Origin of the sequence: Mesorhizobium sp. M0715, assembly GCF_040320355.1 — a bacterium.
GTDB lineage: Bacteria > Pseudomonadota > Alphaproteobacteria > Rhizobiales > Rhizobiaceae > Mesorhizobium.
Genome location: NZ_JAMYPL010000022.1, coordinates 85,078 through 106,766, shown reverse-complemented (window position 1 = coordinate 106,766; position 21,689 = coordinate 85,078). Strand labels below are relative to the sequence as shown.

24 protein-coding genes and 1 pseudogene are annotated in these 21,689 nt (G+C 57.4%); 10 read left to right on the top strand and 15 right to left on the bottom strand.

The features are described from left to right. Positions 1-335: 335 nt before the first annotated feature. Entirely contained in the window at positions 336-1,505 is a 1,170-nt protein-coding gene (locus NKI21_RS24000) for a fasciclin domain-containing protein (RefSeq protein ID WP_352443095.1), read from the bottom strand. A 551-nt stretch (positions 1,506-2,056) separates the two neighbouring features. Between NKI21_RS24000 and xth the strand changes: the two genes are divergently transcribed. After that, positions 2,057-2,854, top strand: a complete 798-nt coding sequence (xth, locus tag NKI21_RS23995; RefSeq protein ID WP_023809627.1) for an exodeoxyribonuclease III — start codon at positions 2,057-2,059, stop codon at positions 2,852-2,854. A 50-nt stretch (positions 2,855-2,904) separates the two neighbouring features. Here the strand turns inward: xth and ligD are convergent, their stop codons facing one another. Next, complete coding sequence (ligD, locus tag NKI21_RS23990; RefSeq protein ID WP_023809626.1) at positions 2,905-4,677, bottom strand: DNA ligase D; 1,773 nt, start codon at positions 4,675-4,677, stop codon at positions 2,905-2,907. Between the two features lie 424 nt (positions 4,678-5,101). Next, the gene (locus tag NKI21_RS23985) at positions 5,102-5,476 is read right to left on the bottom strand and encodes a hypothetical protein (RefSeq protein WP_031212655.1); all 375 of its coding nucleotides are present in this window, start codon (positions 5,474-5,476) and stop codon (positions 5,102-5,104) included. 192 nt (positions 5,477-5,668) lie between these two features. Here NKI21_RS23985 and NKI21_RS23980 point away from each other — a divergent pair, with 192 nt between their 5' ends. Next, positions 5,669-7,111: a LuxR C-terminal-related transcriptional regulator gene (locus NKI21_RS23980; protein WP_031212654.1), complete on the top strand. Its 1,443-nt coding sequence runs from the start codon at positions 5,669-5,671 to the stop codon at positions 7,109-7,111. A 561-nt stretch (positions 7,112-7,672) separates the two neighbouring features. Next, complete coding sequence (locus NKI21_RS23975) at positions 7,673-8,395, top strand: Crp/Fnr family transcriptional regulator (protein WP_023809623.1); 723 nt, start codon at positions 7,673-7,675, stop codon at positions 8,393-8,395. A 322-nt stretch (positions 8,396-8,717) separates the two neighbouring features. On the opposite strand, the gene NKI21_RS23970 is transcribed toward NKI21_RS23975, so the two are convergent. Both NKI21_RS23970 and NKI21_RS23965 read right to left on the bottom strand, forming a co-directional pair. Next, complete coding sequence (locus NKI21_RS23970) at positions 8,718-9,005, bottom strand: hypothetical protein (RefSeq protein ID WP_023809622.1); 288 nt, start codon at positions 9,003-9,005, stop codon at positions 8,718-8,720. Next, entirely contained in the window at positions 9,002-9,187 is a 186-nt protein-coding gene (locus NKI21_RS23965; RefSeq protein ID WP_245273113.1) for a hypothetical protein, read from the bottom strand. The genes NKI21_RS23970 and NKI21_RS23965 overlap by 4 nt, the downstream gene beginning before the upstream one ends. 167 nt (positions 9,188-9,354) lie before the next feature. Between NKI21_RS23965 and NKI21_RS23960 the strand changes: the two genes are divergently transcribed. After that, positions 9,355-9,543 carry a hypothetical protein gene (locus tag NKI21_RS23960; RefSeq protein ID WP_023809620.1) on the top strand — a complete coding sequence of 63 codons (189 nt, stop codon included), beginning with the start codon at positions 9,355-9,357 and terminating at the stop codon, positions 9,541-9,543. Here NKI21_RS23960 and NKI21_RS23955 read toward each other — a convergent pair. After that, positions 9,540-10,259, bottom strand: coding sequence for an SOS response-associated peptidase (locus NKI21_RS23955; protein ID WP_023809619.1), 720 nt, complete (start codon positions 10,257-10,259; stop codon positions 9,540-9,542). The two genes, NKI21_RS23960 and NKI21_RS23955, sit on opposite strands and share 4 nt — an antisense overlap. A gap of 80 nt (positions 10,260-10,339) precedes the next feature. Between NKI21_RS23955 and NKI21_RS23950 the strand changes: the two genes are divergently transcribed. Next, positions 10,340-10,573, top strand: coding sequence for a hypothetical protein (locus NKI21_RS23950; RefSeq protein WP_023809618.1), 234 nt, complete (start codon positions 10,340-10,342; stop codon positions 10,571-10,573). A gap of 11 nt (positions 10,574-10,584) precedes the next feature. After that, positions 10,585-10,830, top strand: coding sequence for a hypothetical protein (locus NKI21_RS23945; protein ID WP_023809617.1), 246 nt, complete (start codon positions 10,585-10,587; stop codon positions 10,828-10,830). Here NKI21_RS23945 and NKI21_RS23940 read toward each other — a convergent pair. Further along, positions 10,827-11,054 carry a hypothetical protein gene (locus NKI21_RS23940; RefSeq protein WP_023809616.1) on the bottom strand — a complete coding sequence of 76 codons (228 nt, stop codon included), beginning with the start codon at positions 11,052-11,054 and terminating at the stop codon, positions 10,827-10,829. The genes NKI21_RS23945 and NKI21_RS23940 overlap by 4 nt on opposite strands. After that, positions 11,054-11,892 (bottom strand): annotated as a pseudogene (locus tag NKI21_RS23935) (ATP-dependent DNA ligase). Before NKI21_RS23935 ends, NKI21_RS23940 begins: the two are co-directional and overlap by 1 nt. 135 nt (positions 11,893-12,027) lie before the next feature. On the opposite strand from NKI21_RS23935, the gene NKI21_RS23930 reads away from it, so the two are divergent. Then, a complete protein-coding gene (locus NKI21_RS23930; RefSeq protein ID WP_023809615.1) occupies positions 12,028-12,216 on the top strand; it encodes a DUF3606 domain-containing protein in 189 nt (62 codons plus the stop codon). Positions 12,217-12,704: 488 nt separating this feature from the next. On the opposite strand, the gene NKI21_RS23925 is transcribed toward NKI21_RS23930, so the two are convergent. Next, the gene (locus tag NKI21_RS23925) at positions 12,705-12,878 is read right to left on the bottom strand and encodes a hypothetical protein (RefSeq protein WP_023809614.1); all 174 of its coding nucleotides are present in this window, start codon (positions 12,876-12,878) and stop codon (positions 12,705-12,707) included. 407 nt (positions 12,879-13,285) lie between these two features. Further along, positions 13,286-13,585, bottom strand: coding sequence for a hypothetical protein (locus NKI21_RS23920; protein WP_127291957.1), 300 nt, complete (start codon positions 13,583-13,585; stop codon positions 13,286-13,288). A 1,457-nt stretch (positions 13,586-15,042) separates the two neighbouring features. Between NKI21_RS23920 and NKI21_RS23915 the strand changes: the two genes are divergently transcribed. Then, entirely contained in the window at positions 15,043-15,273 is a 231-nt protein-coding gene (locus NKI21_RS23915) for a hypothetical protein (RefSeq protein ID WP_023809610.1), read from the top strand. Further along, entirely contained in the window at positions 15,273-15,515 is a 243-nt protein-coding gene (locus tag NKI21_RS23910; protein WP_023809609.1) for a DUF982 domain-containing protein, read from the top strand. The genes NKI21_RS23915 and NKI21_RS23910 overlap by 1 nt, the downstream gene beginning before the upstream one ends. 460 nt (positions 15,516-15,975) lie before the next feature. Here NKI21_RS23910 and NKI21_RS23905 read toward each other — a convergent pair whose 3' ends face one another. Then, complete coding sequence (locus tag NKI21_RS23905; RefSeq protein ID WP_023809607.1) at positions 15,976-16,722, bottom strand: Crp/Fnr family transcriptional regulator; 747 nt, start codon at positions 16,720-16,722, stop codon at positions 15,976-15,978. Between the two features lie 490 nt (positions 16,723-17,212). Between NKI21_RS23905 and NKI21_RS23900 the strand changes: the two genes are divergently transcribed. Continuing rightward, complete coding sequence (locus NKI21_RS23900) at positions 17,213-17,563, top strand: response regulator (protein WP_245273111.1); 351 nt, start codon at positions 17,213-17,215, stop codon at positions 17,561-17,563. Between the two features lie 95 nt (positions 17,564-17,658). Here NKI21_RS23900 and NKI21_RS23895 read toward each other — a convergent pair whose 3' ends face one another. From NKI21_RS23895 to NKI21_RS23880, 4 genes are all read right to left on the bottom strand, one after another. Beyond that, entirely contained in the window at positions 17,659-17,958 is a 300-nt protein-coding gene (locus tag NKI21_RS23895) for a hypothetical protein (protein WP_127291960.1), read from the bottom strand. A gap of 452 nt (positions 17,959-18,410) precedes the next feature. Beyond that, complete coding sequence (gene terL / locus NKI21_RS23890; protein ID WP_127291963.1) at positions 18,411-19,865, bottom strand: phage terminase large subunit; 1,455 nt, start codon at positions 19,863-19,865, stop codon at positions 18,411-18,413. Further along, a complete protein-coding gene (locus tag NKI21_RS23885; protein ID WP_127291965.1) occupies positions 19,862-20,308 on the bottom strand; it encodes a DUF5681 domain-containing protein in 447 nt (148 codons plus the stop codon). Before NKI21_RS23885 ends, terL begins: the two co-directional genes overlap by 4 nt. Beyond that, positions 20,305-21,684: a site-specific DNA-methyltransferase gene (locus NKI21_RS23880; protein WP_352867571.1), complete on the bottom strand. Its 1,380-nt coding sequence runs from the start codon at positions 21,682-21,684 to the stop codon at positions 20,305-20,307. The genes NKI21_RS23885 and NKI21_RS23880 overlap by 4 nt, the downstream gene beginning before the upstream one ends. Positions 21,685-21,689 lie beyond the last annotated feature (5 nt).

Genomic DNA, 21,689 nt, shown 5'->3' with positions numbered 1-21,689 from the left:
GGCCGCCGGAGGTAATGATCCTCGGCCCCGCGCTTTTGGCTAGTATTTGATAACGAAAAACCCGCTTCGGCGGCTTTTTTATTCAATATCTTTTTTTTAGTCCAGCGCGTTTCGTGTACTCAGCAAATTTCACTGTTTCGTTTCGGGTGGCGTCTTAGCTGGTCTAAATGAGCGGTAAATCGCGCCGAAAATAATCCCCACTGCTATCCCAACAAAAATGATTAGCAACGCTCCACCAGTGGTGTTTGGCGCAATGATCGTCATCGCAATGAGCCCAAGCACCAATCCCACCACTCCGGACACACCGAACCCGGCTATGAAATCTAGGAAGGGCGTCACTTTACACCGACGACTGAAAAGATCAGGGACCCGTAGTGATCCGCCCACTCGCGAGCTGTTGCGATCAAGCTTCTATCGAACGTTCCCGATCTCCAAAGCTCGGGCCTGTTTTCAATTTCCACTACCCACCGGTGCATGATGTCACTTGCCATCTTGTATTCGGTCACTGTTGAAAGGTCGGCTTTAAGAACCACAGCACCAGGCTTTCCGATTTGCGTCGGCGGTGCCCACGCAATCAGAAAAGGCCCGTCGCCGTCGACAGCAACGCCGCTTGCAACTGCATCGCGGACTGCCTTTTGCGAAACAGCCAGTCCATAATCCTGAAGGGCTTCGTCGCAGGTCCTGGTTATGTTCGCCTTGGTTGCGGCCTTTGCATGCTCGGCGCTGTCCATCGGCCATACCGTTACCATTTGGGCCGCTGTAGGGACGACGAGCGACGACGACGGCAGGACGGCATTCACAAACGCCTCGCACAGCATCTTTTGCCGTTCCTGGTCGTAGATGGTAACTTTCGATTTGAATGCCAGAATCCCATAAGCCGCGAAATTAGTGGGTGGATATTCGTTCGGTCCGGCAAAGATCCTAGAGGCGTGAATTTCGTGAGAGGTGTCTGGAGCGCCGGGCGAAAGTACTTTGTCGACCGCGTAGACCAAGCCGTTCGTCTGTTTCACGTCGCTGGCAACGAGACTGGCAATGTCGCCAAATTGGTCCGTTACAGAAATATTGCTTCCTGCCGCCCGAAAAGTGAGAGAGCATCCCCCGATTGTGTCGACCGAGTAGGCTCCGTTGTTCGCGGCTATCTCAGCGAGGATCGCGTCGGTACTCAGATCTCCGGAAATCACATGACACTTTAGGATTTTGGAGAGTTCGTTTTTAGCTTCGGGCGCAAGAAGAACCTGCACTGCACCTTGCTGCAATCTTGCAAATGCGGCGTCTGTCGGCGCGAGAACAGTGAACGGGCCTTTACCCTCCAACGTCTCAACCAGCCCGGCCGCTTTCACAGCTGCTATAAGGGTGGTGTAGTCCTTGGAAAGAGCGGCATTCTGGATGATATTGTTGTCGGAAGTCGTCTGGGCGCGTGCTACCGCCGTCTCAACCGTCTGGGCGTTTCCGACCGCCACCTGACTTATCAGGATGCACACTGCAAAAATCAGTCGACGCTTCATGCCAAACTCCGCCCAGAGAGAGCGAATTTATCATAACCATCAGTTTTGATAAGTGACCTTGGCTATTTGCCCAAGGCGCAGTTCTTTGGACGTTTGGCCTTACGATTGCGCCACCAATGAAACTGCGGGAGGCGGTGACATCACTACTGCAATGGCGCGCCAAGGATTTTCAACGCGAGTTTAGGGGCCGCGAACGGCCCCGTCTGAGGATCATCATACCGTAAGCTGCCTGTTCGCTCTCTGCCAGACAGGACGTTCGGCACGCCGACTCTTGATGTCGGCTTCGAGGCGCATTTCAGACATTCAGTCAGTCGAGGGCCGCATCGCACCTGCCTGAGAGTTTCGCTCGAGTTCGGCCGGACTCATCCTATCGCTGTCATCTTGAACTTTCCCCACGCTCGGCGGTTAAAAGGAGCCGAGAGGATCAACGATGTCGAAATCTGATGGCAGAGGGTCCGACGGCATGCGGTCTTCCTGTGCAGCGTAGTGAGGGATCAACTGCTGAGCCATTCACCTTGATACCGCGTGAAGAGTTTTGGAGAGAGCTCCTGATGACCCGCATCGCAACATTCAACGTCAACGGTGTGAACGGCCGCCTGCCTGTGCTCATCAAGTGGCTGGGTCAGACCGACTATGACGTCGTGTGCCTTCAGGAATTGAAGACCTCGGATGAGAAATTCCCCGCCGAAGCCATCAGGGACGCCGGCTACGGCGCAATCTGGCACGGGCAAAAGTCCTACAACGGCGTAGCCATACTCGCTCGTGGAAAAGAGCCGTTGGAGCGCCGTCGTGGGCTCCCGGGCGATCCTGACGACACGCACAGCCGATATATTGAGGCTGAGGTGGATGGGATCGTCGTCGGCTGCCTCTACCTGCCCAACGGCAATCCCGCTCCTGGCCCGAAATTCGAGTATAAGCTGCGCTGGTTCGACCGCCTGATCAGCTACGGCAAGCTGCTGCTCAGGGAAGGCGTCCCAAGCATTCTCTGCGGCGACTACAATGTCGTGCCCACCCCGATCGATGCCGTGGTGCCGCAACGTTGGTTAGGCGATGCAGTCTACTTTCCGGAGAGCCGGCAAGCCTATGCCGAAATGCTTGATGGCGGCTGGACCGATGGCGTCCGCCGCATCCACCCGGAGAAAGGCGTCTACACCTATTGGAACTTCTCCTACCAGGGTCGCTATGATCGAAGTTCCGGCCTGAGGATGGATCATCTTCTGGTCAGCCCATCCCTTTCGGACAGGTTGTGTGACGCCGGCGTTGACGCTGACGTGCGCGGTTGGGAAAAGCCGAGTGATCATGCGCCAGCCTGGATAGAACTCGGCCGGTCCGGCAAAGACACGACGTGATCTCATTCGGGATGTCTCCGGCGAGCACTCTTCATTTCCGGCGTTTGCGCTCACGCAGCTTTTCTGAGGGCCGCCCTGAACGGACGGTCGATCGTGAAGGCATCTGGACGGATGGCTGCCTCAACCTGGCTCCAGGTCACCGGATGGGCGATTGGAAAACCGCGGCGCGCCCGTGGCGAGAAGGCGCCCACCGCAGTGCTGCCCCGACCATTGCGGAGGTAATCAATGAAGATGCGGCCTGTTCGAGCCGACGGCGAGGCCGAAAGTAGATAGCGGTCCGGATGCGCTTCAGCGAGCCGATTGGCGAAGGACCTGGCCAAGAGGCGGCCGCTGTCGTGCGTGATCTTGCTCTCCAGCGGGACCATCAGGTGAATGCCTTTGCCGCCAGTAACCTTCGGCCAGCTCTCCAGCCCTTCCGCTTCCAGGATGTCGCGGAGCGCCAGTGCGGCCTCGATGACTTGCTCCCACTCCACGCCCTCGCCGGGGTCAAGGTCCAGAACAATACGGTCGGCATGTTCGATATCGTCGACGGTGGCGTTCCAGGGATGCAGCTCTACCGCATCCATCTCGACCAGTCCCAGCAAACCGGCAAGGTCGTCCACCCACACGCGCACACCTTCGCCACCCTCGCGCTTCTGCAGCCGCAATTGATGCACTGCCGCCGGGATCTGCGGCAGTGCGCCTTTGTGATAGAAGGTCGCGCCATGAGCATGGCGGACCAGCTTCAGCGGTCTGTGGCCGAGATGAACCAGGGCATGATCCGCAACCCTCTCCCAGTAACGCGCAAGCTCGTCCTTGGAGGGCGAGACAGCGTCTGGCAGCAGTTGCAGGATGTTTTCACTGGGAACGCCATGTTTCCGGGTTGGCCCGCGTCGCTTTGATGGCGCTTGAGGCTTGGCCGGGATTGGCACGAGGTCTTCGCGCAAACCCTTGAACACTGCCTCGCGCAGCACCCCGCGATCGGTGACGCCGCTGAACTGGACCTCGGCCAGCACGTGTGGTTTCACCCAAGTCGCTTTCGGCTTCACAATCGGCTCTGACAAAGGCGACTTGCTGATGATCAGCGGGTCAAGCCGCTCTCGCACAAGTTTCGCAGCGCTCAAGGTGTACCCGCTGCGAGCCTTCCCGGCATAGAGCAGTCGGTTGCCCTCGCGGCGCCCGATATAAAGCGATGCAATGCGGCGCGGGTGAGCACCGAGTTTCTCTACGAAAGCCACGATAGGGAAGGTGTCGCTCTTGATGCACTTTACCTTCAACCAACTGGTCTGAACCCCCGAGCCGTAGGTCGCATCGACGCGCTTGGATACGATCCCCTCCAACCCCATCCGGCAGGCATGTTGAAACACATCCTTGCCGCTTACCTCCAGATGTTCGGCATAGGTCAGTGTCGGCGCGGTGTTCTCCAGTAGCCTCTCCAGGGCTGCCTTGCGCTTCACCAATGGCAGTTGCCGAAGATCGCGCCCGTTAAGGTGCAGCAGGTCGAACGCATAAAAGATGAGTCTCGCGGAATCTGGATTGCCCAACTCTCTTTCCAGGGCTTGGTAATCCGGAAGGCCGGTGTCGCCGAGAACGACAGCCTCCCCATCGATGATCGCGGTCCTCACCGGCAAGCCCGCCGCTGCTTCAACTATCCGGCGGTATCGATGCGACCAGTCGTAGCCACGGCGCGTGAAGGCCCGTGCTTTGCCACGCTGCATGATCAGCTCAGTGCGGTAGCCATCGTACTTGATCTCGTGAATCCATTCGCTGCCCTCGGGCGCCGTTGCGACCAGAGTCGGCGACTGAAACTCGACGAAAGAGAGCCCGTTTGCTGCCTTACTCATGCACCCTCCGAACCGCGACTCAAGGCTCAGTGCACCAATAGGTTCCAGGTTTTAGCGAAATAGTATGTTCGACTGCTTGCACCGGCAATCCTGGGCCAGCCGGCTGCAAGGGAGATCAACGACAGGAGAAATCGCACTTTCTTCGTCGGTCAGCGGGCCTAGCGGGTCTTCGTTGCAGGAAAATTGGGCTATCACTCGCCTACTAAGGGCCAACTGAGGCTAGCTCGGCTTTTGGGCCGGGAGCGGATCGGCAGCTTGCGGAGCCACGCAGCCGAAGAGCGGTCATTCCATGAAGTTGTTTACAGCCCCAGGAGGAGTGTCACTCCTCCCGGAATAACAACCTGCCATTCGTCAACGCCATCCTTCCAACCTGGGGAGAACCGCCGGAAATCAGGCTATCAGATTGCACACCGTCGCGTTGGAGTCATTCATCGCGCCAGTATGGGTGGGAACAGCTGAATTGGCGCGAGCCAACCAGACGGCGTTTGGTCCTCGATATCGTTCTTTGGACCTGCGGATCATTCGCGGTCATGTCGGGTACGACAGTGTAACCCTGATCGACAAGCTGCAGTTTCAGCTCCGCCAGGTGGCGCCTGAATCCGTTTTCAATGTAGCTGCGCGGATACCGCCATCCGTTCCTGCATGCTCGCACGAGAATGTCGGAATACAGTTCAGCGCTGGCAGCTTTCACCGTTTCTTCCGAAGTCAGTTTGCTGTCGGTTTGGGTACCTTCGGACAAGCATGGCCCCGCCGACACCAAAAGCACCAGTAGTACGGTCAAGACAGGCAACTTTGTCATGGAGCCCTCCGTGTTCTAAATCGACCAGGCCTGCCAAGCAACCTAACCTGCCCACCTGCAGAGACTAGGATGCTGACCCGTCGCATGGAATCGTGCAAATGCAGTGTTTTCGATATCGCATCTGTAGTATTTTCATCCTGATGTAAGGCCATCGGGTTCTGGCCACAGGTCGGCAGCAAGGAAAATGGAACGATGCTTCGCCCCGTAGGCAATCCTCTCGCCGGCTTATCGGATCGGGAGTTGATGGTCGCGGCAAAGTTTGCGGAGGGAATGACTTATCGCGAAATTGGCGAAACACTCTTCATAGCGCCTACCACCGTTCGGACCCATCTTTCGGCCATTTATCGGAAGCTCGATGTTCGCAGTAAAGTGGCGCTTGCTGGGTTACTTGCCGATCACCGCCAGCAGGACCGCAGCCATGCACCACCCGGAAGTCTTTCGACCGACGAGCCGGGTCCGCCGGTCCTCGCAGTTCTCCCGTTCGACAATCTAAGCGGAGAAGAACGCTGGACTCGTATCGCTGATGGTTTGTCGGCGGACCTCATAGTTGATCTCTCTCGCTACCGGGACCTTGCGGTGATCGCCCGCCAAACAATGCTTTCCTACAAGGGACGGCGTGTTGACGTGCGAGCTCTCGGACGAGAGTTGAATGCCGACTATGTGATCGAGGGAAGTTTTCAAGTGGACGGGCAGCGGGTGCGCATCCGCGTCCAACTCGTCGACGCCCACACAGGGGTCGATGTCTGGACGATGCGTTACGATCGTTCCGCGAACAACCTGTTTGCGATGCTGGACAGCGTGACCGAAAACGTCATCAATGTCCTTGCAACTTGCCACGGTCAGCTCGCCAATCTGCGACGCGATGCTGCTCGTCGGAAGGCTCCAGCAAGTTTGCAGGCCTATGACTGCTATCTGCTTGGGCTTGAGCAGAAGCACCTTTTCACCCGTGAGTCGAACAAGGAGGCGATACGGCTACTGGCGCGTGCGATCGAACTCGACCCGGGTCTAGCAAGAGCTTGGACCGCGCTGGCACTTGCGCATGCTGTGGAAGCCATCAACGGGTTTACCGACAACCTTTCCGGCTCGATCGAGAGCTGGAGCAAATGTGTCAAGCAAGCGCTGGCGCTCGATCCGGCCGACATTTACGCCCGCATAATGCTTGCCGATCTTCGGGCATTGCAGGGCGATGTCGAAGCTGCTGTCGAAGAACATGACCGAGTGTCGGTGGCTGCTCCAAATGACGCGGACTCACTTGCCTTTCTTGCGGGTAGCCTTGCTCTTGTTGGTAGCGACCCGAAGCGTGGCTACGAACTGGCCAAGCGAGCGGTCCGGCTAAATCCTTATGTTCCTTGGTATTATGGAATGCTTGCGCGATGCAGCTACGTTCTAGGCTTTTACCGTGAATCCCTGGTCGCGCTACGTCAATCTGCGCCAGATTCGCCCGCCACACTTCTGTTTGTGGCAATGGCTCATGCGATGCTCAATGAAACGCCTCAGGTCGCCAGGATCAATTCGCGACTGAAGGACGAGTTCCCGAATTTCACGGCTGAGGTGTTCATCAGAACCTATCCGGTTACCAATCCTGTCGCCACTGCTGCAATCAGAGAAGGCGCCCGTCGTGCGGGTTTGGCATAGCTTCTTCACTCCTGGTCACCTCAGAGGCGCATTGCTCCTCGGCAGCATTGGGGCCGGAAGCTGAATGGCAGCTTCAGCTCTGCAACTCCAAACAGCCGACGCTCAACGATGATCTACATCAGCTTGTAAGAGCCAAGCAACTCACCACTTGACGCGCAAGCCGAGCGAGCCGGTCAGTACATGACTGTCACCGAAGTCTTTGAGGCCCGTCCGGGCGATGGCTTCGCCGAAAGCCGAGAACCTGTCGTCGGCCCAGTTGATCGTGCCGCCAAAACCGAGGCCGCCCCAGAGTTGCTTCCTTCCCGGTGCACATCAAGCCGGCTCGTTGGCCGCTATCGCAAATTGTTGGATTCGTACGAAGCAGAGTTCTGTACGATTCCAACCCTTTAAATTTGTACACCCTGTTTTGTAATTCCGCGGCTGAGGGGACGCCGTGCATCAGTTTGCATTTCACTGTCAATCGCGCGCCAGAGGGCGTAAGTTCGCCAAATCGTCTGCACGTGTTTACGGGCGCGGACGGCAAGGAGATTGGAAAGCTCTTGCCCCAAGTGGGATTGAGCTATGACCAATCCACAGAACGATTCCTATAAAAACGAATTGCTGCGTCGGCTTAACCCTGGTGACCTGGCGCTTTTGCAGCCACATCTTGAGCCGTGTGCCCTCAAGCTGAAGATGACCTTAGAGAAAGCCGATTCAGAGATCGAGACGGTTTACTTCCTGGAGGACGGCATCGCTTCTGTGGTCGCGACGGCTTCAGGCAAGGAGGCCGAGGTTGGACTTGTCGGTTTTGAGGGAATGACCGGTGCCGCGCTCGTGATGGGCGCTGACTATGCCCCGCATGAATGTTACGTTCAGTCGCCCGGTAGCGCTTTCCGGATCGGAACCGAGCCCTTCAAGGATGCTCTTGCGAACAGCCCAACATTGCGCCTGTTCCTGTTACGCTATGTCCACTACTTCCACATTCAGACCAGCTATACGGCCCTGATCAACGCCAAATCAAACCTTGAAGAGCGTTTGGCGCGTTGGCTTCTGATGTGTGACGATCGGATCCACGGCGAACGCCTTGCGATCACCCATGAGTTTCTCGCCGTCATGCTTGGAGCAAGACGGCCAGGAGTTACCGTTGGGCTTCAAATGCTGGAAGGACGCGGGCTCATCTATTCTCGGCGGGGCGAAGTGCGTATTAGGGACCGCAGCGGCCTTGCGGCCTGCTCAAATGGCACCTACGGCAAGCCAGAGGCCGAATACGTACTGCTCGTTAAGACCATCGCATGCCGGACGTAAACCACTAAATAGCCATGACGAAGCTATCCGACCAGCACAGCGGCTAGCCTGCCGACGAGTCGCCGTAACACGCCTTATCCTCGAAGCCTCACGTAAGCTCTTGGAGAAAATTGCCAAGCACAATGACTCTACCCAACCGTAGGGAATGGCCGACGGACGCACACACAGGCCTTGGCTTCCGGGACCACACCTTAACTGCGCCTGGAAGAATGGCCATGTGTGTGTTAGGCGGCGGACCTGATGTCTGCTTGGCCAGCGCCGCACAGCCCAACAACTCCACATGCTGCCGGTACGCTCCCATGCCCTGCCGCGCGGCTACCTGTTACTCACCATCGAAAGTCGGCTCCCATTCGCGATTGCGCTTCCGTTGCTGACCCTCGTAATCGGGAATACATGTGAAGAACACCGGTCGATGGTCGCGACCCGCAGCCTTGCAATCCGAGCAGCCAAAAAGCCCGACCAGGTCCCAGTGCATCGATCCGTGATCTGGCCCGAGGCGATCTATCAGCGCATGGATGTCGAGCTTGATGGACTTGCAGCACATAGCATGCCCGCAATTTACATAGAGGCATTCGCGCGCGGCCAACGTATCGGCGAGGGTCTTCGTCATCCTTTGAAGCGCTCGGTATGCCAGGTGATCTTGCCGTCGATCTTCATCGGTTTGTGGATCAGCAGACGCTTCGGCAAGTGCTCTGGATGCACCTCCAGCAGCGTGATCTTGATCTGAGGTTGGCACCGGCTGCAATTGAACTTCAGCGTCTGCGGATCGACGCCGCCGCCGTAGACCATCATCAGGTCGGCCGATCGGCAGTAGCGGACATTGCCGCAGCTGCATTCCGCTTTCACAAGCATGTTGTGCCGGGTCGCTTTGCCCAGCGTGTCGATCGGTTCGTGTGCCATGAGAACAGAAAAGGAACATTTTCCTTGCCCGTCAAGTCTGACTGTGGAATCTTTCTGCCATGAGCGACGAACCAGCGAGACTAGCCGAAGGCATGACGCCGGCACAGCGCGACCACGTGAAGGTGCTTGGCCACACATGTGAGCGTAACGGTTGTGGCAAGGTCGCCGGCTGGGGCTTTGCCCGGCCGCGCAGGGAATCACATTGGTTCTGCTATGAGCACCGCGGCGACGGCGATCAGTATCTCTAGACGTCGAACAAATCGGTCGGCCCCAAACCGATCTCGTCGATGATGTCGGGCGTGTTGTTGCTTGGTTTCCCGACCTTGCTGTCGATCGGCCACATCTTCATGAGGTCGGATGGATAGGGCTTCATGAGGTCGCGAGGATCTGTTTCCGGCCCGAGCCAGCGCATGTAATCGGCCGGCGCCAGAATAACCGGCATGCGATCATGGATCGTCGCCATCAACGTATTTGGCTCGCAGGTGGCGACAGCGAAGGTCCGGATCAACTCGCCGGTCGCCTTGTCGGCATATTCTTCCCAGATTCCAGCCATGGCAAAAGGATCGTCATCCTTCATGGCGATAGCGTAAGCCTGTTTTTTCTTGCCCGAAGGGTCGAGCTTTTGCCATTCGAAATAGCCGTCGACAGGCACCAGGCAGCGGCGCGCGGCATATGCCTTTCGGAACATGCCATTGCTGGCAATGGTCTCGTAGCGCGCATTGACAGGCGGCGGACGGCCGCCGCCATCGCGCGCCCAGCCGGGAACAAGTCCCCACTTCGCAGAAACGAAACCGGCCATGCTCGTGGAAAGCTCTTCGCGGCTAATGATTGGATAGGTCAGGCTGGGCGCACCGTTCCAGATCGGGAACCCGTTGCCCAAGCGCTCGATGTCGCCGGGGTGCGCGAACTCGAAGCGCCGCACCATGTCCGGGATTGTCGATTTTACGAAAACGCGTCCACACATTTTAGGGTCGTCTCATTGACAAGGATCGAGGCCTGCCCAAAATGGGAACAGAGTGAGAACGAGTCAAGGCTGTCGTAGTGATGCCTAAGAAGCAAAAGGACGTGATGCTGCCAGGGGTATCGGGCGTCACAATCGATATCGACGACCGCGACAATCCCAAGGTCTGCCTGGTCGGGCTGTTGACTGATGAGGGGAAGCGATCCTTCACATTAAACGAAAACGGTGCGCGGATGATGGTGAAGGCGATGCACTCGTTTCTCGATCTTCTCGACGGAACTACGTCCGAGACGATGCCCAAAGGCCCCGCCAACTGAGAATGCAGCGCATGATCAATCCACCCAGGAGACAGGACGAATATCAGGACCGGGCAATTGACTGCCAGGAGGCAATGGAGCCCGGATTTCAGGCGATTGTCGATTGCATGATAGAGGCGGGATGGACGCGGGGCGAGATATTGCGGGCATTAAAACGGCTCATCGCCGCCGACAACATGACGCAGAAAGAGAACGCCAGGACGGAAACGCAGCTCGCGATTGCGCGGGCCATGATGCGCGCCGGCAAGCCGCTCTAATGCTCGCTGACGCCGGCCTCATCGACTTCCGCTTCCATCTGCTCACTGACAGGCTTGACCTTGCCGGCGTCGGCCAAAGGATGGTCATCAAAACCCTGCAGCCAAGCGTCGGCCTGTTCTTCCCAATACTCCGGCACTGAGCGCTCCTTACCGTCCTTGCGCGCTTGGGAGCCATACATCCAGGCATAGGTGATGCGCTCCTGATCTTTCTTGGCGACCGCCATTATTCCTCCTCCCGGTAATCGAGCAGCTTCGCGTGGCGTAGTTGCTCCTCACCTTTCAGGAACTTCACGCGGCCGACAAGACCCGGCTTCAGCCATTCCGCCTTGTCTCTCTTCAGGCCTTTCGGCACAGGGCCGCCCACCTTGCCCTGCACGCGGTCCCAGAGGCGCTTGCGTTTGTCGAATTTGAAATTGACGTTGGCGGTGCCGAGATAGCGGCCGTTGTCAGCCATAAGAACCCTTGCCGCCTGGCCCGGATCACGCTGAACGCCGATGATGTCCATCTCCTTTTCATCGTAGCACTTGATTTTGCGCCAGTTCATCGTCGGGCCGCTGCGATAGAGACTGTCCCGGCGCTTCGAGACGATGCCTTCTTGTCCAGTCTGGTCGGCAAGGTAGTAAACCGCGTCGCCCGTGCCGGGCATCGCCTCGCTGAATTGGATGCGGCCGCCGGCCTCGATCATTCCCTGCAGGATCTCGCGCCGATCCTCGAGCGGCATGCTGCGGAGGTCGTGCCGTTTAGGTGCAGCAAATCGAAGGCGACGAGATAATAGTCCTGATAGGTCTCGCGGCTGCTGACCGCCGACTGCAGCGCATGGAAATCGGAGCGTCCAGCCTCATCAACCACGATGGCTTCACCCTCAATGATGAAGTCGTCGGCTTCAATCGCGGCGGCTTGGTCGGCAAGGATCTGGTAGCGTGCAGTCCAGTCGTACCCTCTCCTCGTCAGCACTCGGATGCCGTCTTCGTCCTTGATGATCTGCGTGCGATAGCCGTCGAACTTTATCTCGTGAATCCAGTCGTCACCCTCTGGCGGGTTATCGACAAGCTCCGGCTCCATCGGCTTGATGAACTTCAAACGCATCAACTGACCCACACCCGCGATTCAATCAGCTTTAGCTAAAATAGTTCCAAGAAGGATGAACAATGCGACCCGGTGCGCGTTGCGGATCAACAACCTCTAGGAGCAACACCAATGGCCGACGACAAAAGCAAGCGTGATTTCCGCGACCGCGACCGGGTATCAGGCGACGAAGAATATGAGGTCGGTTATCTCGCCAGCAAGTTTCAGCTTACGATCCCCGAGGTGCGTGAACTTATCAAAAAGCACGGCAACGACCGTGAGACGCTAGAACGAGAAGCAAAAGCGCTGGGCAGTAGATGACCAAGCTATCCGACCTTGGACCACCCATCCCCGGCAGGCAGCACGGCGGCGAGCCAGCCGACGAGCGGGAGAATTTCTACACCTGCCCCACGTGCGGCCAGCAGGTCGACATGCGCGACCTACGCCAAGTCGCTTGGCATGAATTGCCAGGGCACCAGCCCTTGGAACCGGCTCTTTCCACCGGCAGTAGCAGACGTCGGCAGTAGTCGGCACGATCAAGCAGCCGAAGGATCGAGTGAGTGACCGTGCCGACCATGCTGGGCACGAGGGTGGGCCTAATGACCAGGCCCCATATGATACTAGACAATGGCGTCGCTACAATTACGCCTGATGGCCTATGCCGGATAAAGCGGAAGTCGCATGCTCTTGCCGCTGTGCAATTACATGGAACTGGCCTCCAAGTGGCACATTAACCCTACGAGCGGTCGATTCCCAAGGATGTAGCCGCTTAACAGGTCCGCCGCCGGCGCCCAATAGGCGGCGGACTTCTAATGACGCTCCTTCAAGAATCGGGCTTCACGAAGCAGCGAATTCCAGTCCGTGCCGATAAGCTTGATCAGAGCGCGCGCCTCAGGTTCTGAAATGCCGACTTCTTCAGACAAACGACGGGCAAGCAGTTGCTGATTGCCTTTGTCTACACGCCCATCGCCTTCCTTTTTCATCGGCTCCTCCTTTGGGAAGCCAACTCACGGCATGACCGTTCGTTTCATCGAATAAGAAAAAAGCCCGCCGCCCCATTCACGGCAGCGGCAGGCCGTCCCAGGGATAACGGGACTCGCTGGGGTGTTGGTTTTCCCCTGCTGTCGCGGGCGATGCAAAACAGGTGCCACTAGGGTGAACCAACATGGCACAGATTGCAGGCGGCGATAACATATATGTCGACTAACTAATGTAATGGAACGGCCGTTGGACAAGCAGAGAACCAACTGGCACAGCTTGGACCTTCGCTGCGAAATGCAAGACTATAGTCCTGCTATCCACCCGCCGTGCCGGCCTAGCACGACGGGTTTTTCCAATGCGGCGACATCCTGAGAATCGACCGCTATGCATCAACCTGGGACAGGTCAGGTCAGCAGCCTTCCGTGGTCTTCTTCACCTGGCCAGGAGCAGCCGAGTTAGCATCGGTATCCTGTTGACCTGGCGCGGCCTGCTTGGCGCTACCAGTTTGTTGACCCGGAGCGCAGTCCTTGGCGGAGTTCGAGTTCGTTCCACTCGTGGTGGTCGAATCCGTCCCCTGATCGGTCGTAGTGCTCGGCATTGTCTTGGTTGTCGAGCTCGACGATCCGCCTGTGGTCGTGGTGGTCGATTGCGCAAAGGCGAGGCCAGTTGACAGTGCCATAATGGCTGAAGCGAAAAGAACCTGTTTCATGATCAACTCCATCTCGGAACGTCCCTTCGGTACCGAACTTCGCTGCGAAACGACGGTTCCCAGAAAAATGACTAATCAAGGCGCCCGCCCCGCTTGCGGAGCGATGAGGGGAGGCCAAGCGCGTCGCTGTCATAGAACGAGCGTCCTGAACATCGTCGAGTGAATGGGCTAAACAGCGCGGATCCACACAATTGCGCCGCTGCTATCGGTCTTTCGGGGGAGAGTTCACAGTGCACTGCCTGCGGATTATGGTGGATCTCTCACGCGAAGAAGCGAAGCTTGCCTAAAATTCTAAGCTCGGAGGCACCTCGCGTGTCCTGAATAGCCCGTACCTCGGTGCCGTAGTGGCGCTATGCCCGATGCGTTTTGGTGGGCAGCTCAAATTTCTGCAGAGTCGAGTAAACGACTATCATAGTTAATTGTGGCTGCCGGTGACCCTATGTAATCAGAAGCTCAATGTAGCTTTCCCAGGGAGGACGGTATGTTATATCCAGGTCGGTTTTTGGAGCCGAGCGATATTATGGTGCTTGCCCATGTTTGTCGGACGGTCTGCAAAGAGCGCGGTGTACGTGTTGCTTCGCAGGACGGTGAGCGCATAGCTGCACACGTACTCAGACTGTTTATGAACGGCTTGACTGGTGAGAATGAACTCCTCGATGTTGAGCGGAATTGGGCTCGACGGAGTGGCCTGTCTTTCCAGGAGTTTCCCGTCAACGACGCAGAAATGAGAGATGCCGCCTGATTCAGTTGATTGTTGCAGCCGAAGGCGCCCCACCTGCGATAGGTCGGGTGATCGGGAGCAAACCTTGCCTTTGAGAGTTGGTAGAGCCGTTTCAACGGGCGACTAATCGAATGCTTCTTTCCGCGAATAATGCGATCTCGACGGCCGTTTTGGCTGGCAGAGGCGTCAATGCGGAAGTGTTTGGTGTGGTCGACCTCTCCACTAAAACTGAGGCCAAAATCGGTCCCATCACCTTGGGTATGGCCATTCAGTTGGTGGCCAACGCTTCGGTGCTTGGATACGATGTTCGCGGAGCCATGATCTTCTATGGCGAACCGGGCACCCCGAGTCTAGGGCAAGAGAGTGCGAACGCTTGTGGGCGCAGTTTGGCGGCGCGCTTTGCGACCGTAACCCGACGATCTTTCGGATTACACATCTCGAAGGGGAGCATTCTCCGTCCGGGTAAATGTTTGGCAGATCACCGGCACGACCCTCAATCCGACCAGTGGCCCAGGCTCTCACAGGGCCGAACAAACCGCTAGGAGATACGAAATGCCGACCCTCCGCACGTGTGCCGGCACGATCAAGAGCGCCCAGCAATGCCCTCAAGCGCAAGGCGCAGATCTAAGGGATTGGCGCCCTTCAGAACCTGCTTTGTACGTTTCCGGCCCTTGCCTTTTTCGGAAAGTGCACCACAGAATGGGTCATTGAGGTTCTGTCTCTCTGGGAGGATGGGATGGACATTCAAGCACCTGTTTGGCCTGCGCAGCTAGCGGCCAAGGAGCTGGTTCGCGAGGCCCTGTTGGGCTATCTACCGGGCGACATAATTTCCGTGAAGGCGACCATTGCATTGGTGCGCGAGCGCGGCCGTGACCTTCGTGAAACCGACTGCCAACTAGTCGAAATGATCGTCAATACAGCCTCCATTTGGCAGCTATTCGTCGCGTTCGACGTGCGCGAACCCTGATGCCCCATCGTTGGTTCAACCCGCCTGTCTACGTCAAAACCGACCGACCGGGATTCCGCCTTGGGATCAGCCGTATCGGCACTGCCGCCGAGGAACTATTGAAGTGGTCCAACCGTGGCCCAAAGTGGCGGTCGGCGGCGGAGGCATGTCTGTCTGCGATGGATGGCAAAATGCCGATTGGTGACTTCCGGCTACTGTTCGAGGCTGCGGCCGACCAAGAGGAGATGCTGCTGCCGGATTAACAACGTTATGCGGGTCTGGTAGCTATGGCGGCGGCGAATTGACCAGCGCCTTTAAGGCTTCGGGTTCGCCCTTAGCACGGCCCGCTCAGCCTCTCCACCATGTCAGGTGGCGCCCGCAGAACGGTGACTTTGCGGAATTTCGACGCTATCAGGCGCTCCTAGGCAGTCGTACTTAGAGGTTACCTGGGGCGGCCCTTCGCTTCAGGTCGACAAGATTCAGAACGCTGACGAGATCGCGGGAATACTCCTCGTCAAGATACTCCGCCGGAGCGCCCCACGCGTCTGCTGGCTGCCCAGTGAACACGTCAAACACCGTCCAGGTTTCGTCGGGCTCCTTCCTGAGGTCGTATCTTTGAGAAGTCATGCCGTCGCTATTTTATGTCTGCGGTCGGGTTCGTCAAGCTGTGACCGGCGGATCGCGAAGGGCTTGGCTGAACGGATTATGAGCGAGCCAGCAGGCTCAGAAATCGGCACCTGTTTGCGCAGCCCTTTGGTGCAGATAGGTAGAGTCAAAATCTGCAGCGCGGACGAGCCCTGCCCAGTCGGTCGCATGAAAACGCGAGCCAACGGTGGATATCAGACCGTCGCGTCTAAGTTCCTGAAGCACCCGGTTCACGTGCACGGTGGAAAGCCCAAGTGCGTCGCCAAGTGCAGCCTGCGTGATCGGAAGGTGGGCCACACGATCCTCAATGCGGCCCACGGAGTGCAGGCGGACTATCAGTTCGCAAAGAAGGTGAGCCATACGAGCATAGGCGTCGCGTCTCCCGACGTTGGTGACCCACTCTCGATAAATCGCCGCATCGATCACCGTCGAGCGCCAAAACACTCTCGTTATCGAAGGGTGCTGGTCGCAAATATCGTGAAGAGCGTCATGCCGCATGAAGCCCACCCGCGTCGGCATGAAAGGTGTGAAAGTGGAATCCATGACCGACAAATGCAAACCATGCAGGTCGGGAATGTCGCCCGGAACAAAAAAGGAGGAAATCTGACGCTTGCCGTCGCCGGTTAGTTTGGTCGAGCCTATCAAGCCGTCCAGAACGACGAAGGAAAGGGTCGGTTTGTCGCCCTCGCGCAGAATGTCTTCGTTGGCATGATATTCCTTCTCCTGAATCGAGATGTTCCCCAAGAGCGCAATATCTGACGGTGCGAGTTCCGAGATGGTCTGGAGCTTGCGGATTAAAATGTTCGAAGAGGGAGCCTGTGCCATCAAGAACCTGTTTGGGGTTGGCCCTAACTTGCTGGGGGCGCTAATGTTCTCGAGGGCGGCATGGTTGGTGACCTTAGATTGTGCTTGATGCCTTTGGCCTCCCGCATCAGGGAGGACCAATTCGCTCCTAGAAGCGATATCAACTCCAGGGCTTGCGCCTCTGTAATGTCTGTCTCTCCGATAAGCCTTGGGACAAGGCGACGCTCGAGTCAGACCTCAAATCGTGCTCCCCTATGACCTACCACTCAGAACCCTCCAAACTATAACATATGTTTATAAGTTCCTATCTAAATGACTGTTTTGCGTGAGGCTCCTCCCTTTCGGCTGCGCCCTCCGAGTCCCAGCCCGCTTTCGCCGCATTAACATATGTTATTGTCTAAGGAGCATTTTCGGGCCTGCGGCCGTTGAATTGCCGAGGAATACTCAGGGAGGCATACCTTTCAATGCCGTCGGTTTCCGTACTGGTTGTGGAGATGAAAGCATCATTCTCTTGGACATCGAAAGCTCCCTCCGGGAGGCCGGGTTTGAGGTGATTCCCGTCTCAAAGGGCCTTGAAGCCATTGCAATTTTTGATCGTGAGCCGGAGCGAGTTGCGGCTCTGCTCACAGATATCAGGCTTGGAGACGGCCGAACCGGGTGGGATGTGGCCAGACACCTCCGAACCGTCAATCCCACTATGCCAGTGATATACATGAGCGGCGATGGCGCGGACGACTGGCCGTCGCTTGGAGTGCCCAACAGCCTGATGATCACCAAGCCGTTTGTTATGCCGCAGATCATTATCGGGCTGGCAACTCTCCTCAATCAAGAGAGCGTGAAGCAGCTACCTGCCTCAGAATAGCTGCGAGGTGGTAGCTGGTTAGTCATAGGGTCTTCGCGCAGCCGCGTCGGTCAGGCGTATCGGTACGGCCGTAGCTTTCATGGCCAACTCGAAGTCTATGCCAGGCTGTTCAGCAAATCCGAGCCAGGTCGGGCGCCCTGATAGTAGGCCAGCCGACCGACACTGCGATGCATTGCCAAGGCCTCCCGAAATGTGCGGCACATTCGAACGGCAAGCCAAAGATCGCCTTCGTCCATGTGGCCTTCTTGAAAGTGACGGATCACCGCCGGAGCGATGTGCTCTGCTTCTTCGCTCGTATGGTCGAAATTTCGCTCGGAACAAAGCCGCTCGAAGACCCGTTTGCAGGTCTGCAAATCATCGGGGGAAAGGTTTGGGTGATCGAGTCGGTTCAACATCAAGCGCCTCAAAACGCAACGTGCAAGAACGTTCCCTCAGAACCGATTTAGAGATTGCAAGGGGCGCGAGTCAATGAATGGTTAAGGACGTACATTTCGGGTTTTGTCTCGGTTTGAAATACAGAAAATCGACGGCGGCGTTGCGGGCGTCTCAAAACCCCGAACGCTTCGAAGGTCGTAACTGATGGTGTGGGCGCCCGAAAACAATGGCAACGAACCCTCCGGGTGCAGATCGCGGCGGCTGTCCTGACCGTAGCCTTTCGCGCTCTGCTACAAGCTGCGATCATTGAGCCGACAACCTCAGTATCTCGGATCGTCTAGCGGCATCGGCGTGCTACATCGTCCGTTCGCTTTAATGTCCGCTCCTCGGATGCGGCCGGGTTCTGCTCAACGTCGTTATGTGGGCGCAAAGCTGACATTTCGCGAAAGCGCCCAGATTTTGGAGCAGGACTTCAAAATTTGCCGATATAGAACCTTCCCGTAGGCTTGTCGTCTTTCATCCAGATCAGCGCCTGCGTCATGGAATCGACTTGGTCGTCGTGCCTGCCATGCGGAAATGCGAGCACCTCAAGCAGGAAGTCATCTCTCCAATGTGCGTCTTTCGGAAGATTGACGTTGCCGTTTTCGATCATCGCGGCAACGCGTGACAGCCGACTTTCCTTGTCGGTTCTGGCTTTTACCGGCGTCGTGCTGATGTCTTGGCTTTCCAAGTCGGCGATGAGGCTTGAGCCAGAGCCGGCATCTTCAATGAGGATGATGTCAGGGTCGTGCTCCAAAAGGGAGTTTTTGACGGACTTGATGAGGTCTGGATAAGCTGCCCTGACGCGCACGAGATCAAGGAGATAATAGTTGTTGTCATCCTTGGCCCATGTCGTTCCGACGGAGTAATCGCTGGAGGGGTCGCCCTTAAGGGCGGTGTCCCAGCTTTGAACGATGGTCATCGACCGACGGTCGAACTGATGCGGATCGTAGTCGCGAAACCACACCCTCTTGACCATGTTGCCGTCCGGTGGGGCAGGGGATTGTTGGTACTGCGCGGAAAAGTTGAGCGATCCTAATAGGCGCTTTAGACCGTCCAGTTCCGCGTGTCCCAGACGCGCGGGGTGGAGCAAGTCGCCAAACTTGCGATCGTGCCAGCGATTTACACTTGTCTGGACGCGTTCGTCCTGCTCGGCAATCGCCGACAGGTTCAAATGCTCCCAGCCGCCAGTCTCCAGAAGCACGCCTGCCAGGTCGTCGACATGCAATCTTTGCATGACAAGGACGACGGCACCGGCAGCGGGATTGTCGAAGCGCGACATCAATGTCGTGCGAACCCAGTCGGCGCACCTATTGCGAGCCGATTCCGAATGCGCTTCATCTGCCTTCAAGGGGTCATCGATAATGATGATGTCGCCACCGCGGCCGGTTAGCTGACCACCGGTCGAGGTCGCCAGGCGCCCACCGCCGAGCGTGGTCTGCAGCTCATTTTCAGTGTTCTTGCGCGGGCTAACCTTGAAGGTCGGAAACATCGACCGGTACCAGGCGGTGTTGACGACTGTTCGAAAGTCGTTGGCGTGCTTGACCGCAAGAGGTTGAGCATAAGAGACGCAGATCATTTTCTTCGACGGATCGCGGCCAAGAATCCATGCCGGGAACGCGACCGAGCTGGTGACCGACTTCAACGATCGCGGTGGCATCGTAATGATCAAGCGCTTGCACTTGCCCGCTGAGACGCGCTCGAGCTGATGCGCAATCGCTCGGATGTGCCAGTTGGGCAAATACTTGGCACCTGGATCGACAGCGGAGAAAGCCAGCGCCACGAAGGTCGCCAAGTCATCGCGGGCCGCGCCCAACAGCAGCTGAAGGGCAGTCGGTGCAACGGGCGAGGAGGATGGTCGGCCCGGTAGGGGGAGTGGAGCGTTCATTCCTCGTCTCCCTCGTCGCCGGTCTTGGAACGGGTCTCGGTATCATTCTCTGGCGAGTCCTTGTGGTCGAGATAATCCCGCATCATGTCGACCATTGTTTGCGGATCGAACACGTCGACCTCTGCATCGGGTTGCCGGCTTTCCTCAAGTTCGGCACAACGGGATGCGAGCTGAAGAGCATGGGCCGCCGACCGGAAATCGCCTGAAAGCGCATTGTTGCGCATTTTGAGGAGGATGGCCTCGAGTGCCGTCACCGTCGTCGTCCTGCCATTCTGCTGGATTTGGATCGGCCCAAAGAGCGTCTCACGTACAATAGTGTTCATGTTTTTTTTGCCTTTCGGTCGCCCTTTCGGATTGCCTGACATTCCTTTCTGGAACCGGGTTTCAGTTGGAGGCTTGCCGTAGCCTATCGAGTAGTCGGCAGGTTTCTTTCTCCGTGTCACAGCAGGCCTCCCACAGTTTCAGGCGCCGGGGTCGCGGACGCTGTTTTGGCGCGTGCGTCGGAAGATTCGAGGCTTCCACGCTGCTCGCACAGTTCCTCGAACGTCTCGCCCGTGGTGGCGAGCGTTGCCTGCTTGCCCGTATGCCTTTCGAAGCGGCGGATGATCAGATCGCAATAGTGAGGATCGATCTCGATAAGGCGTGCATGGCGCCCTGTCTTGTGCGACGCGAGTAGCGTGGTCCCCGAGCCGCCAAATGGGTCCAGCACGACGTCGCCGCGGCGGCTGACGTCCAGCAGTGCGTCGGCAACCAGAGCGACAGGTTTGACGGTCGGATGGGCTTCGAGCTCTTCCATCCGCGTCGTGCCAAAGCTGTTGGCGCCGCGGTAGGTCCAGACATTGCTGCGGTGACGTCCGTGTTTGCCGAGTTCGACGTTGTTGCGATGCGGCTCTTTCCCGTTTTTGAACACCAGCACCAGCTCGTGCTGAGAGCGGTAGAGGCTGCCCATGCCGGCATTAGTCTTATTCCAGACGCACAGATTGAGCAGATCGCCGAACGTCTGTTTACCCGCCAATGTGGTCTCTGCGATATGACGCCAATCCATGCACACGAAGGCGATAGCGCCCGGCTTGCTCGACCCAGCAATCAGTGAGAACGACTGTTCCAGGAACCTTGCGAACTCATCGTCGGACATCTCGCCGGATGCCATTGCAAATTCCCGGTGGCTTGTCTTGCCAAGACCACTGACGTGTCCGCCGATCGGAACATTGTAGGGCGGGTCTGTAAAACAGACGGATGCCTTCTCGCCCTGCATCAGCATATCGAAATGCTCTGCCGAAAGCGCGTTGCCGCAAAGCAGTCGATGATCGCCAAGTAGGAATAGATCGCCAGGCCGTGTTACTGCTGGCCCCGCCGATTGCTCCAGATGTTCCGCTTCGTCCCCTTCGGCTTCATCATCCTGATTGTCCGGCGAGAACTCGCTGATGATCAGATCGACCTCTGGGATGTCGAAGCCGGTGAGGCTCACATCGAAGTCGAGATCGACCAGCGCCTGCAACTCGATGGCCAGGATCTGCTTGTCCCAGCCGGCCTTCTCGGCGATCCGATTATCGGCGAGGATGTAAGCGCGCTTCTGCGCCTCACTGAGATGGTTGATCGAGAGGGTTGGAACGTTCTTCCATCCCAGCAGGCGCGCTGCTGAGAGTCGGCCATGGCCGGCAAGGACGTTGTTCTTCTCGTCGACCAGGACCGGATTGGTGAAGCCGAATTTTTCGATGCTGTGGGCAATTTGTCGGATTTGTTTCTTGGAATGGGTGCGAGCGTTGTTGCGGTAAGGGGTGAGTGCGTGGATCGAAACTGTGGTGATGTTGGTGGCCATGAGAT

Bases quoted from the DNA above. Each gene is read 5' to 3' on its own strand.
- NKI21_RS24000 (WP_352443095.1), bottom strand. From the start codon at position 1,505: ATGAAGCGTCGACTGATTTTTGCAGTGTGCATCCTGATAAGTCAGGTG.
- xth (WP_023809627.1), top strand. From the start codon at position 2,057: ATGACCCGCATCGCAACATTCAACGTCAACGGTGTGAACGGCCGCCTG.
- ligD (WP_023809626.1), bottom strand. From the start codon at position 4,677: ATGAGTAAGGCAGCAAACGGGCTCTCTTTCGTCGAGTTTCAGTCGCCG.
- NKI21_RS23985 (WP_031212655.1), bottom strand. From the start codon at position 5,476: ATGACAAAGTTGCCTGTCTTGACCGTACTACTGGTGCTTTTGGTGTCG.
- NKI21_RS23980 (WP_031212654.1), top strand. From the start codon at position 5,669: ATGCTTCGCCCCGTAGGCAATCCTCTCGCCGGCTTATCGGATCGGGAG.
- NKI21_RS23975 (WP_023809623.1), top strand. From the start codon at position 7,673: ATGACCAATCCACAGAACGATTCCTATAAAAACGAATTGCTGCGTCGG.
- NKI21_RS23970 (WP_023809622.1), bottom strand. From the start codon at position 9,005: ATGACGAAGACCCTCGCCGATACGTTGGCCGCGCGCGAATGCCTCTAT.
- NKI21_RS23965 (WP_245273113.1), bottom strand. From the start codon at position 9,187: ATGATGGTCTACGGCGGCGGCGTCGATCCGCAGACGCTGAAGTTCAAT.
- NKI21_RS23960 (WP_023809620.1), top strand. From the start codon at position 9,355: ATGAGCGACGAACCAGCGAGACTAGCCGAAGGCATGACGCCGGCACAG.
- NKI21_RS23955 (WP_023809619.1), bottom strand. From the start codon at position 10,259: ATGTGTGGACGCGTTTTCGTAAAATCGACAATCCCGGACATGGTGCGG.
- NKI21_RS23950 (WP_023809618.1), top strand. From the start codon at position 10,340: ATGCCTAAGAAGCAAAAGGACGTGATGCTGCCAGGGGTATCGGGCGTC.
- NKI21_RS23945 (WP_023809617.1), top strand. From the start codon at position 10,585: ATGATCAATCCACCCAGGAGACAGGACGAATATCAGGACCGGGCAATT.
- NKI21_RS23940 (WP_023809616.1), bottom strand. From the start codon at position 11,054: ATGGCGGTCGCCAAGAAAGATCAGGAGCGCATCACCTATGCCTGGATG.
- NKI21_RS23930 (WP_023809615.1), top strand. From the start codon at position 12,028: ATGGCCGACGACAAAAGCAAGCGTGATTTCCGCGACCGCGACCGGGTA.
- NKI21_RS23925 (WP_023809614.1), bottom strand. From the start codon at position 12,878: ATGAAAAAGGAAGGCGATGGGCGTGTAGACAAAGGCAATCAGCAACTG.
- NKI21_RS23920 (WP_127291957.1), bottom strand. From the start codon at position 13,585: ATGAAACAGGTTCTTTTCGCTTCAGCCATTATGGCACTGTCAACTGGC.
- NKI21_RS23915 (WP_023809610.1), top strand. From the start codon at position 15,043: ATGGACATTCAAGCACCTGTTTGGCCTGCGCAGCTAGCGGCCAAGGAG.
- NKI21_RS23910 (WP_023809609.1), top strand. From the start codon at position 15,273: ATGCCCCATCGTTGGTTCAACCCGCCTGTCTACGTCAAAACCGACCGA.
- NKI21_RS23905 (WP_023809607.1), bottom strand. From the start codon at position 16,722: ATGGCACAGGCTCCCTCTTCGAACATTTTAATCCGCAAGCTCCAGACC.
- NKI21_RS23895 (WP_127291960.1), bottom strand. From the start codon at position 17,958: ATGTTGAACCGACTCGATCACCCAAACCTTTCCCCCGATGATTTGCAG.
- terL (WP_127291963.1), bottom strand. From the start codon at position 19,865: ATGAACGCTCCACTCCCCCTACCGGGCCGACCATCCTCCTCGCCCGTT.
- NKI21_RS23880 (WP_352867571.1), bottom strand. From the start codon at position 21,684: ATGGCCACCAACATCACCACAGTTTCGATCCACGCACTCACCCCTTAC.